This is a genomic window from Rhodococcus sp. NPDC059234 (assembly GCF_042754225.1).
Classification (GTDB): Bacteria; Actinomycetota; Actinomycetes; order Mycobacteriales; family Mycobacteriaceae; genus Rhodococcus_G.
Genome location: NZ_JBHZAH010000065.1, coordinates 1 through 11,488, shown reverse-complemented (window position 1 = coordinate 11,488; position 11,488 = coordinate 1). Strand labels below are relative to the sequence as shown.

Genomic DNA, 11,488 nt, shown 5'->3' with positions numbered 1-11,488 from the left:
GAAAGCGGGTCACACGATGTCCTTGTCCACATCACCTGGCGGAGCCAGGGATTCCTCCGCGGTCCGGGCTCCGTCGCCGGCCCCCGAGCGACCCACCCGGTACTGGGTACGCACGCTCCTGATCCTGCTGCTGCTCACCGAGCAGTCGGCGCTCGGGTTCTCGCTGATCGCGCCGACCCTGCCGAAGGTGGCGAACGAGTTCGCCACCCCCAACGTGGTGTGGGTGATGACCGCGTTCACCCTCTCCGGGGCGCTCGCCTCGCCGATCCTCGGCAGGTTGGCGGATTCCTACGGCAAGAAGAAGATGCTCGTCGTGACCGCGACGATCGGCGCGGTGGGTGCCCTGATCTCGGCGGTCGCACCCACGTTCGCGATCTTCGTCCTGGGTCGGTTCCTGTCGGGTGTCGGATTCGCCTGCATGGCACTGGGATACACCCTCATCCGTGATGTGTTCCCGCCGCGGCTGCAGCCGATCTCGATCAGCATCGCGAACACCGGCGTCGGTGCGGTCGGGGTGGGTGCGTTGTTCCTCAGCGGGGTGCTCATCGACCACCTCGGATTCCGTTCGGTGTTCTGGTTCGCGTGCGCATTCTGCGCGCTCGGCGCGGTTCTCACGCTTCTGTTCGTCCCCGAGACCGCCGTTCGCGCGCGGTCGCGGATCGACTGGGCGGGTGCCGGACTGCTCGCGGCGGCGATGCTGTCGATCATGCTCGGCCTGTCGCAGGGCAAGGTCTGGGGCTGGAGCGATCCCCGCATCATCGGCCTGCTGGTGCTGGCGGTCGTCGGGTTCGCCGCGTGGGTGTGGTGGGAGCGCCGGACCGCCGAGCCGCTGATCCGGATCGACCTGATCGCCAATCCCGCCCTGCGTTTCGTGCTGATCGGCGGCGGATTGGCCTATGGCGCAACGACACTGCTGGCAACCATCGTTCCCATGCTCCTGCAGACCTCTGCTGCCCCGTACGGGTTCGGCCTGTCCGCCACCACGATGGCGCTGTGGCTGCTGCCAGGTCAGATGATGATCGTGGCCAGCGGATTCTTCGTCGGCGCCACGGCCGAGTCGATCGGCTTCCGTCGGCACCTGATTCTCGGAGGGGTGCTCATCGCTGTCACCGCGGTGCTGCTGTCCACGGTGCCGAGCGCGGCGGCGGTCGTGGTGGTGGCCTGGATGATCTTCGGATTCGGCTGCATGATCTATGCGGCCGTGCCCAACCTCGCCCTTCTCACCCTCCCGGAAACCGAACGGGCGGTGGGGTCGAATTTCGTCGGGGTCTCGCAGACGCTGTGCGGCACGCTCGTCTCGACGGTCGGCTTCGCGGTCCTGGCCCAGAACGTGCTCAGTAGCGGGGCGCACGGAGTCGTGTACGCCGAGAGCGGGTTCCGGTACGCGTTCCTGGTCGCCGGTGCTGCGGCGTCGATCGGTGCGCTCGTCGCGATCGCGGTGCCGCGGATGCGCGCGTCCGGCGCCACGGGCCCGACCGGCTAGGGGCGGGCGCGCCGGGCCGGGTCAGGGCAGTCGGTCGTCGCGATCGAGATCCCCGACGATCCCCAGCCCGTCCCGGCCGCGCTGCTCCCGGTACGCCACCCGGCCGACGGTGTGCGCGATGACCGGCGCGGTGAGCAGGGTGAACAGTCCGACCAGGATCAGCATCCAGATGTCGACGTTGCCGCGCAGCCGGATCACCGCGCCGATCAGCACCAGCACCAGTCCGATCACCTGCGGCTTGGTGGCGGCGTGCATGCGCGAGAGGGTGTCCGGGAAGCGGACGATCCCGATCGCGGCGGTCATGGCGAGCAGCGCGCCGAGCAGGATCGCGACGGCGGCGACGACGTCCAGCACGGCGCTCACTGGTCGTCACGCACCCGGAATCGGGCCACCGAGACCGAGCCGACGAAGCCGACGAGCGAGAGCGCGACGATGGCGGGCACCAGCGTGGTGTCCATGCTGAACGCCGCCCACACCGACAGCCCGCAGATCGCCACCGCGACCAGGGTGTCCATCGCGACCAGCCGGTCCAGCGTGGCGGGGCCGGCGAGCAGACGGTACGAGGTCAGCACCGCGGCGACGGAGAGCATCACCCCGGCGATCGCGAGCACGGTCGTCATGGCAGATCCTTTCGATCCGGGGACGTGGGCGCGGACGGGTCGAAGGTGGGGTTGTCCACGTGCCAGGGCGAGGGCTGCCACTCGTCGTCGCGCTCGAACGACGCGATGAACAGCTGCTCGAGCCGGCGCACCGTGCGATAGAACTGGTCGACGGCCTTGTCGGTGCCGACATCGAGGACGTGCACGTAGACCATCCGCTTTACCTGGTCGACCTCGAGCACCATGGTTCCGGGGATCAGGTTGAGCACGTCGATGCACAGGGTCAGCACGAGGTCCGACTTGATCGCCAGCCGGCACCGGAGCACCCCGGTCACCGGGGCGGGACCGGGCCGCACGGCCAGCCAGGCGACCTGTGCGCTGGACTGGGCGGCGTACATGCTGCACAGCCCGATCAGCTTGACGATCGACCACGGGTGGATCCGCCCCTCGACCGGCACCCGTGGCAGCGGCAGCAGGACCATGATCAGCACGCCGACGACGAGGCCGCCGAGGACGTTGGCAACGGAAATGTTGCCCCACAACAGCACCCACACCGCGGTCAGCCAGATCAGCACACCGACGCGGACCACCCGTTCGCGGTTCACCGGCCACCCCCCGACGCGGTCGCGGTCGCGCCGTGCCCGGGACCGAGCACCGCGTCGATGTAGATCGACCGGTCCTGCAGGTCCACCGCGGCCCGATCGGTGATGTCGATGATCTGACCGGCGAACACGGTCAGGGCGATGCCGACCGCGACCAGCGCGATGGTGGGCGCCAGCATCAGCGCGGGCATCCGGCCCACGTCGGCCCGGTCGTCGAACGCGATGTCCTCCTCGGACTCGTCGATCAGCGCGGACGGGCTCACGTCGGCCAGCTCGCCCTCGGGCGCGTCGGCGCGGGCCCGCCAGAACGCCTTGGTCCAGACCCGGGCCACCACGTACAGGGTGAGCAGGCTGGTCACCGTGCCACCGGCGACGAGCACCCAGGACAGGGCGCTCGGGTGCGCGACGCCGGCCTGCAGCAGCGCGATCTTGCCGATGAAACCGGAGAACGGTGGGATGCCGCCGAGGTTGAGCGCGGGCACCAGGAACACGATGGCCAGCACCGGGCTGGCCGCGGCGAGCCCGCCGAGCCGGCGCAGCGAGGACGACCCGGCCTGCCGCTCGATCAGCCCGACCACGAGGAACAGGGTGGTCTGCACGAGGATGTGGTGGGCGACGTAGAAGATCGCGCCGGACAGTCCCTGCTGGGTGGACAGCGCGATGCCGAACACCATGTATCCGATGTGGCTGACCAGGGTGAACGAGAGCAGTCGCTTGATGTCGCTCTGCGCGATGGCGCCGAGGATGCCGACGACCATCGTCAGCAGACCGCACACCATCAGGACGTTGTCGAGTTCGCCGCGCGGGAACAGCAGGGTGTGCGCCCGGATGATCGCGTAGACGCCGACCTTGGTGAGCAGGCCGGCGAAGACCGCGGTGACGGGTGCCGGGGCGGTCGGATACGAGTCGGGCAGCCAGGTCGAGAGCGGGAACACCGCGGCCTTGATGCCGAAGGCGACGAGCAGGACCCCGAAGATGGCGGTCCGGGTGCCGACGGGGATGCCGTCTAGACGCAGCGCCATCTGCGCCAGGTTCAGTGTGCCGGTCGCGCCGTAGGCGAACGCGATTCCGACCAGGAAGATCAGCGACGAGACCATCGAGACCATCACGTACGAGACGCCGGCGCGCACCCGGTCGGCGCTGGCACCGAGGGTCAGCAGCACGAACGACGCGGCGAGCAGGACCTCGAACCCGACGTACAGGTTGAACAGGTCCCCGGCCAGGAAGGCGTTCGAGATGCCCGCGGTCAGCGCCAGATAGGTCGGCAGGAAGATCGACACCGGCTGGCGTTCGGTGCCGTCGTGGATGCCCTGCCCCACGGCGAAACCCATGACCGCCAGCAGGACGATGTAGGACACCACCAGCATCAGCGCCGACAACCGGTCCACGACCAGGGTGATGCCGATCGGGGAGTCCCAGCCGCCGACCTGCAGCGCCGCGATGCCGTCCCTGTCGGCGAGGTAGAGCAGCGCGCACGAGACGATCAGTCCGAGCACCAGCGCGAGCATCGTCACCGCGCGCTGGAAGCGGGGCCTGCGCCCGCCGACCAGGGTCACGGCGGCGGCCAGCATCGGGATCAGCACGGGCAGCGGGGTGAGCGTGCTGATGTCGGGCAGCGTCATCGGCGGTCACCACCCGGCGTGCGCACCGGCTCGCGGGGCTCGTCGCCGTCCGGGTCGAACTCGTCGAAGTCGCCTTCGCGCAGGTCCTCGTACACCTCGAGGTCCTCGAGGTTCGTGAGCTGTTCGAGGGGGATGGGGTTGCCCTTGTCGTCGAAGGCGTCGCCGCCGAAGGTGGAGTCGCCGGTGATCGGGTCGTCGGAGCGGTCGTGGTCCGGGGCCTCGGCGGGCGTGCGCCGCCGCAGCACCTTGGTGTCCTCGGGGTCGTTGTCGACGGCGTCCTTGGTGTTGATCTTGTAGGACCGGTACGCCAGCGCCAGCACGAAGGCCGCGATGCCCATGGTGATGACGATCGCGGTCAAGACCATCGCCTGCGCGAGCGGGTCGGCCATGGTGTCGTAGACGTCGTTCGAGCGCCCGACGATCGGTGCGCTGCCCGGCGGGCCCCCGACGGCGAGGATCAGCAGGTTCACGCCGTTGCCGAACAGCAGCAGGCCGAGCAGCATCTTGGTGATGCTGCGTTCGAGCAGCAGGTACACCCCGCACGCGATCAGGATGCCGATCACGATCAGGAAGCCGAGGTTCGCGTTCATCGGGTCGTCACCTCCGCGCGGCCGGTAGCGGGGGCGGGCGCGGTCTCGACCTCCGCGTCCAGCCGCGCACCGAGGCTGCGCAGCACGTCGAGGACGAGGCCGACCACGATCAGGTACACGCCGAGGTCGAAGAAGATCGCGGTCACCATCTTGATGTGTCCGAGCAACGGAAGGGTGATCTCGAGGGTCGCCGAGGACAGTGCGGGTGCACCGAGGAACAGCGAGGTGAGCGCGGTGCCCGCCGAGAAGATCAGGCCGAGGCCCAGGATCTTGCCCGCATCGATCGGGACCGCCTCGCCGAGCTCGTATCGTCCGCCGGCCAGGTACCGCAGGACCAGCGCCAGGCCCGCGGTCAGGCCGCCGGCGAACCCGCCGCCGGGGGCGTTGTGGCCGGAGAAGAAGAAGTACACCGACAGCACCATCATCGTCGGGAAGATCATCCGGGTGGTGATCTCGAGGACCAGCGACCGGTGCCGGGGATCGATCAGGTCGCCGCCGCGCAGCCACGTGGTCTCCGGGCTCGACGCGGCCTCCTCGGCTCCCGGCGCGTCGGACACTCGCGGCGCGCTGCCGAACCGGCGGGTCCGGAACACCAGCGAGGCGACGCCGGTCGCGGCGACCAGCAGCACCGAGATCTCGCCGAGGGTGTCCCAGGCGCGGATGTCGACCAGCAGCACGTTGACCACGTTCTTGCCGTTGCCGAGGTGGTACGCGAGATCGGGCAGTTGCAGCGCGATCGGGTCGGTGTTGCGGGCGTTCATCGCGTAGGCGCCGATCACGGTGACGGTCAGACCGACCGCGATGCCGAGCAGCGCGCGGGGCAGGCGGAACCCGACCGACTGCCGCTCGTCGATCTCGGCGGGCAGCTTGCGCAGCACCAGCACGAAGATCACCAGGGTCAGCGTCTCCACGAGGAACTGGGTCAGCGCCAGGTCGGGGGCGCCGTCGAGGGCGAAGATGACGCCGCAGCCGTAGCCCGTGACGCCGACCAGGATGACGGCGGCCAGGCGGTTGCGCATGACGGTCGCGGCCAGTGCGCCCGCGATCATGATCAGCCCGACCGCGAACTGGATCGGCGACTCCCACGGTCGCAGCGAGATGCCGGTGTCGGTGCCGAGGATCAGCAGGATCGTGGGCAGCAGAACCAGGGTGACGAGGATGGTCGCCTGGGTCAGCGGAAGCGAACCGCGCTGGGTGGTACCGGTCAGGCGCATCGAGAGGGTGTCCATCGCGCGCAGCGTCGCGTCGTACATCCGGTCCGCGTTCCCGAGGGGGGAGCGTTCGAAGCGGAGTCGGCTGATCCGGCGGTGGGCGAGGTACAGCGCGACACCGCCGGCGATCACCACCACCGTCAGCCACAGCGCGAGGCCGAAGCCGTGCCACAGCGCGAGGTGGTAGTCGGCGTGTGCGCCCGCGGGCAGCGTCCGCGAGTACGGGGTGAGCAGCCGGTCCACGACGGGGGCGGCGAGCCCGGCGACGAGCCCGCCGGCCGAGAGCAGGGCAGGCACGAACAGGAACAGCGGCCCGGCCGGGTGCATCCCGGCCACGGCGGGGCTCGGGCTGGTCAGCGTCTTGCGGGCGAACGCGCCCCAGATCAGGCGGATGCTGTACGCGACGGTGAGAATCGAGCCCGCGACCATCGCCGCGAGCACCAGGACCCGGACCGCAGGTGCGAGCACATCGGTGGTGGCGATCGCCTCGAGTGCACCCTCCTTGCCGACGAACCCGAGGAACGGTGGCAGGCCGGCCATGCTCGCGGCCGCACCGACCGCGACGGCCCACAGCACGGGGGCGCGCTTGCCGAGGTGCGCGAGCTTGCGGATGTCGCGGGTGCCGGTGGTGTGGTCGATGATGCCGACCACCATGAACAGGGCGGCCTTGAACATCGCGTGCGCGACCACCAGCGTCATGCCGGCCAGCGCGGCATCGCGACTGCCGGTGCCGACGAGGGTGACCAGGAAGCCGAGCTGACTGACGGTGCCGAACGCCAGGATCAGCTTGAGGTCGAACGCCCGCATCGCCCGCCAGCCGCCGAGCAGCATGGTGGCGAGGCCGAGGGTCATGACGGTGACCCGCCACGGTCCCGAGTCGGCGAACCCCGGGGCCAGCCGGGCGACCAGGTAGACGCCGGCCTTGACCATCGCGGCGGCGTGCAGGTAGGCGCTGACGGGGGTCGGCGCGGCCATCGCGCCGGGCAGCCAGAAGTGCATCGGGACGATCGCGGACTTGGACAGCGCGCCGATCAGCACCAGCACCACGGCGACCCCGGCCAGCCAGCCGCCGGGGGGATCCGCGAGCAGTTCGGAGATCCGGTAGCTGCCGCCGACCTGGCCCAGGATGATGAACCCGACGAGCATCGCCAGTCCGCCCGCGGTGGTCACCAGCAGCGCCTGCGTGGCGGCGCGCCGGCTCGTCGCGCGCTCGGCGTAGTGGCCCACCAGCAGGAACGACAGGATCGTGGTCAGTTCCCAGAAGGTGTAGAGGATCAGCATGTTGTCGCTGGTCACCAGGCCGAACATGGCGCCCGCGAAGGCGACCATCTCCGCGGCGAAGATGCCGAGCCGCGGTTCGTCGTCGGTGAAGTAGCGCGAGCAGTAGACCAGGACCAGGGAGCCGATCCCCAGGACCAGCGCGGACATGATCGCGGCGAGGGCGTCGAAGCGCATGTCGATGTCCATCGACAGCCCGGGCGCCCACTGGATGTGCAACGACTGTTCGGTGCCCCAGTTCCGGATCACCCAGACCAGCGAGGCCAGCGGAACCAGCGACAGTGGGAGGAAAGCGTTGCGCCCCATTGCTCGCACGACAAGCGGCGCCAGGACGGCGGCAATCGCGTGGGCGAGCAAAATGATGAGCAAAGGGCACTCCGTCGTGTCGTGTGCGTGTGGCGGCGGGGTGTCGATACGCCCGGGAGTATCCCTGGCGACCGGGGTCCAGTTTAGGGGATGCGAACTCGCGGGTCGGAGTCGGCCGCGACAGTGTCGGCACCGGTAGCCTGTGCGGATGGCCGAGATCAGGACCGTCGCCCTCGCCCACATTCGCGACCGCCGGATGCTGCAGGCGCGATCGGTCGGCAAGTCCGCCTTCTACATGGCGGGCGGAAAGATCGACCCGGGGGAGAGCCCGGAACAGGCCCTGCACAGGGAGATTCGCGAGGAACTCGACGCGGGGATCGTGGCCGGGACCCTCGAGACGCTGGGGGTCTTCGAGGCCGAGGCGTTCGGTCATCCGCCGGGCACCCGGCTGCACATGACGTGCTACCTCGCGGACCTGACCGCCGAGCCGACCGCGACCAGCGAGATCGCGGAGCTGCGCTACTTCACCACCGACGAGTACGCGGCGATGCCGGAGTCGGCGCCCGGTTCGCGCCTGGTGTTCGAGCGGTTGCGCGCACTCGGCCTGGTGGACTGAGCGGCCTGCGAAGGCAGCGACGGAGATGTCACGATGATCTTCACCGCGGCAAGCCTCGAGGGCATCGCGTCCGGCGCGGTGACGCTCGCCTTTCGGCGCTGGGACGGCCCGCGGGTGCGCGCCGGTTCGAGCCAGCGCACCCGGATCGGGGTCGTCGCGTTCGACGCCGTCGACGAGGTATCCGCCGCGGAGGTCACCGACGCGGCCGCGTGGGCCGCGGGCTTCCCGTCGGCGGCGGCGCTGCTGTCGTTCGTGGACAGGAAGGCGCACGGCCCGATCCTGTACCGGATCGAGTTGCGCTACGCCGGCGCCGACCCGAGGGTTGCACTGCGCGAGTCCGCCGAGCTGTCCGACACGGACGTGACCGCGCTGGTGCGGAAGCTGGCCCGGATGGACGCGAACGGTCCCTGGACCGAACGGACGCTGCGGCTGATCGCGGACCGCCCGGGCGTGGTGTCCACCGAGCTGGCGGCGGAGCTGTCGATGCCGCGGGCCCCGTTCAAGCAGCGGGTCCGCCGGCTCGAGGAGCTCGGGCTGACCGAGAGCCTCGAGGTCGGGTACCGGCTGAGCCCGCGCGGCGAGACCCTGCTCGGACGCTTGCCGCGCGTGGACCCGCGGGGCGAGGATTGACGGGGGTCGTGAAGGGACGCTGACGTGAGGCCAGGGCCGGTGCCGGTCGCAGTCGGGGTGGCCGCCGCGCTCGGAGCGGCGATCGCGGCGAACCGGATCGCCGGTAAACCGGTGCCGTTCCTGCGCTGGTCGGTGCTCCGGTTCCTGCTCGGGTCGCGCCGGTTGCAGCGCGAGGGGCGGGTCGGCGACGGCCGCGAGGAGGCGCTGGCCCGGCACGTCGCGACCACCGCCCGGGCGGGGGACGTCGACGACGTGATCGCCTCGATCGACGACTTCGCGCGCCGGACCAGCTTCCTGATGAACGTGGGCGACGAGAAGGGCGCCGTCCTGGACGACGCGGTGCGGCGGGCCAGGCCGCGTCTGCTGCTCGAGCTCGGCGCCTACTGCGGGTACAGCGCGCTGCGGGCGGCGCGGGTCATGCCCGCCGGTGCGCGCCTGTGTTCGGTGGAGATCAGCCCCGCCAATGCCGATGTCGCGCAACGGGTGTGGAAGCACGCGGGGGTCGCGGGCCAGGTCAGTGTGGTCGTCGGGTCGATCGGCGACGGTGGGCGGACCCTGGCCCGGCTGCGAGACGAGTACGGGTTCGGTCCCGGCTCAGTCGATTTCGTGTTCATCGACCACCTCAAGTCCGCGTACCTGCCCGACCTGCGCAGCCTCGTCGACGCGGGGTTCCTGCATCCCGGGTCGGTGGTGGTCGCGGACAACGTGCGGATCCCCGGCGCGCCCGACTACCTGGCCTACATGCACGGCAGGGAAGGGGTGGACTGGCGCACGATCGAGCACCGCGCGCACGTCGAGTACCAGCGCCTGCTGCCCGATCTGGTGCTCGAGTCCGAGTTCCTCGGCAGGTGAAAAACCCTCGCGGCCACCACCGTCGGGTCTACATTCGACAGATGGAGTCAGCCGGATACTCCCGACGTGACGTTCTGCGCGGCGCGGCGCTCGGCCTCGGGGCGGCCGCGCTCGGCTCCCTGGCCGGCCCCCTGACGATCCGTGCGGCCACCGCCGCGGCGGCCCCGCGCGGTGGCAGGACGGCGATCGTCGTCGGCAGCGGATTCGGGGGTGCGGTCTCCGCGCTGCGACTCGGAATGGCGGGCATCGAGACCACCGTCGTCGAGCGCGGCCGTCGCTGGCCGATAGACCCGGCGGGCAACACCTTCGCGACCCTGGACGCGCCGGACGGACGGTCGGCGTGGTTCAGCGACCGGCCGTACATCAATCCGCTCACCCAGCTCCAGCCGATTTCCCGGTACGCCGGGGTGGTCGACCAGGTCAGCGGCAACGGCATCAACGCGGTCTACGGCGCGGGCGTCGGCGGCGGGTCGCTGGTGTTCGGGGCGTACACCCCGCAGCCGCGCAGGCAGGACTTCGAGCAGATCTTCCCCCGGCAGATCGACTACGGCGAGCTCGACCGGGTGTACTACCCGCGCGCCCGGGCGATGCTGGGCACCTCGCCCCTGCCCGCCGACCTGCTGGCGAACCCGAAGTACGTCGGCGCCCGGTCCTGGCTGGCCGACGTCGCGGACTTCGGCGGGACACCCACCTTCCACGACTTCTGCGTCGACTGGGACCTGGTGCGCGCCGAACTCGCCGGCACCCGGCGGCCGTCCGTGACGGTGGGCGAGGGTCCCTACGGCATCAACTCCGGCGCGAAGAACAGCGTCGACCACAACTACCTTCCGCGGGCCGAGGCCACCGGGAACGTCACCGTCCTGCCCCTGCACGAGGTGATCGAGATACGGGAAGTGGAGGGCGGCACCAAGTTCGAGGTGACGGCCCGCCAGATCGACGAGTACGGCACCGTGCTCGACACCAAGCGGCTGGTCGCCGACTACCTGTTCGTGGCGGCCGGGTCGTTCCACACCAGCGCGCTGATGGTCACCGCGCGGGCGAAGGGCTGGCTGCCGCGCCTGAACGAGCACGTCGGCAAGGGCTTCGGCAACAACGGCGACTTCCTCATCTCGCGGACCCTCACCCGCCGCGAGTACGGCACCAAGCAGGCCGGGCCGGGCGTGGCGCTGCTCTACGACGACGAGTTCCCCGACGGCCCGATGTCGATGTCCTGGCAGGCGGCCCCGTTCCCCGACATCGCCGGCGGCAACACCAGTACCAACCTGATCCAGGCGATCACGCGTGATCGCGGCTCGATCGACTACAACGTCTCGACCGGGCGGGCGGAGCTCAACTACCCGTTCGGCGAGAACAGCGACCTGGACACGCGGGCCCGCCGATTCGCCGGGGTGTTCCACGAGCGGGCGGACGCGGCACACGGGTTCCCCCTCAACGGAATTCCGGTGTACACGCGGCTGGCCGGATTCGGCAGCGCGTCGACCTACCACGGCCTCGGCGGCATGGTGATGGGGCGGGCCTGCGACTACGAGGGCCGGGTCGTCGGGTACGACAACCTCTACGTCGTCGACGGCGCGCTGATCCCGGGGTCGGTGGGGCTGGTGAACCCGTCGCTGACGATCACCGCGATCGCCGAGCGGTGCCTGGACCGCTTCTTGGCTGCGAACGGATGACGAACGGCGGCGATCACGCAGTGCGTGAT

The 11,488-nt window shown here is 70.3% G+C and carries 11 protein-coding genes; 5 read left to right on the top strand and 6 right to left on the bottom strand.

The genetic code is table 11. From position 1 onward, the window contains the following. The first annotated feature begins 16 nt into the window (after positions 1-16). Positions 17-1,483: an MFS transporter gene (locus tag ACFXGJ_RS14980; protein ID WP_378621161.1), complete on the top strand. Its 1,467-nt coding sequence runs from the start codon at positions 17-19 to the stop codon at positions 1,481-1,483. A gap of 21 nt (positions 1,484-1,504) precedes the next feature. Here the strand turns inward: ACFXGJ_RS14980 and mnhG are convergent, their stop codons facing one another. Genes mnhG through ACFXGJ_RS14950 form a run of 6 tightly spaced genes read right to left on the bottom strand, consistent with a single transcriptional unit; the run spans position 1,505 to position 7,754 of the window. Continuing rightward, positions 1,505-1,846: a monovalent cation/H(+) antiporter subunit G gene (gene mnhG, locus ACFXGJ_RS14975; protein WP_378621158.1), complete on the bottom strand. Its 342-nt coding sequence runs from the start codon at positions 1,844-1,846 to the stop codon at positions 1,505-1,507. Then, the gene (locus tag ACFXGJ_RS14970; RefSeq protein ID WP_378422051.1) at positions 1,843-2,103 is read right to left on the bottom strand and encodes a monovalent cation/H+ antiporter complex subunit F; all 261 of its coding nucleotides are present in this window, start codon (positions 2,101-2,103) and stop codon (positions 1,843-1,845) included. Before ACFXGJ_RS14970 ends, mnhG begins: the two co-directional genes overlap by 4 nt. Then, positions 2,100-2,687 carry a Na+/H+ antiporter subunit E gene (locus tag ACFXGJ_RS14965; protein ID WP_378621155.1) on the bottom strand — a complete coding sequence of 196 codons (588 nt, stop codon included), beginning with the start codon at positions 2,685-2,687 and terminating at the stop codon, positions 2,100-2,102. Before ACFXGJ_RS14965 ends, ACFXGJ_RS14970 begins: the two co-directional genes overlap by 4 nt. Beyond that, the gene (locus ACFXGJ_RS14960) at positions 2,684-4,306 is read right to left on the bottom strand and encodes a Na+/H+ antiporter subunit D (RefSeq protein WP_378621153.1); all 1,623 of its coding nucleotides are present in this window, start codon (positions 4,304-4,306) and stop codon (positions 2,684-2,686) included. The genes ACFXGJ_RS14965 and ACFXGJ_RS14960 overlap by 4 nt, the downstream gene beginning before the upstream one ends. Next, entirely contained in the window at positions 4,303-4,896 is a 594-nt protein-coding gene (locus ACFXGJ_RS14955; protein ID WP_378621151.1) for a Na(+)/H(+) antiporter subunit C, read from the bottom strand. The genes ACFXGJ_RS14960 and ACFXGJ_RS14955 overlap by 4 nt, the downstream gene beginning before the upstream one ends. Beyond that, positions 4,893-7,754 (bottom strand): Na+/H+ antiporter subunit A, encoded by a 2,862-nt coding sequence (locus ACFXGJ_RS14950; protein WP_378621147.1) that lies wholly within the window; start codon positions 7,752-7,754, stop codon positions 4,893-4,895. Before ACFXGJ_RS14950 ends, ACFXGJ_RS14955 begins: the two co-directional genes overlap by 4 nt. Positions 7,755-7,899: 145 nt before the next feature. On the opposite strand from ACFXGJ_RS14950, the gene ACFXGJ_RS14945 reads away from it, so the two are divergent. The 4 genes from ACFXGJ_RS14945 to ACFXGJ_RS14930 all read left to right on the top strand — a co-directional run bounded on the left by ACFXGJ_RS14945 (position 7,900) and on the right by ACFXGJ_RS14930 (position 11,459). After that, positions 7,900-8,307: an NUDIX domain-containing protein gene (locus ACFXGJ_RS14945; RefSeq protein ID WP_378621143.1), complete on the top strand. Its 408-nt coding sequence runs from the start codon at positions 7,900-7,902 to the stop codon at positions 8,305-8,307. A 33-nt stretch (positions 8,308-8,340) separates the two neighbouring features. Further along, positions 8,341-8,937 carry a winged helix-turn-helix domain-containing protein gene (locus ACFXGJ_RS14940; protein ID WP_378621140.1) on the top strand — a complete coding sequence of 199 codons (597 nt, stop codon included), beginning with the start codon at positions 8,341-8,343 and terminating at the stop codon, positions 8,935-8,937. Between the two features lie 96 nt (positions 8,938-9,033). Then, positions 9,034-9,789, top strand: coding sequence for an O-methyltransferase (locus ACFXGJ_RS14935; protein WP_378621210.1), 756 nt, complete (start codon positions 9,034-9,036; stop codon positions 9,787-9,789). A 41-nt stretch (positions 9,790-9,830) separates the two neighbouring features. After that, a complete protein-coding gene (locus ACFXGJ_RS14930; RefSeq protein ID WP_378621138.1) occupies positions 9,831-11,459 on the top strand; it encodes a GMC oxidoreductase in 1,629 nt (542 codons plus the stop codon). Positions 11,460-11,488 lie beyond the last annotated feature (29 nt).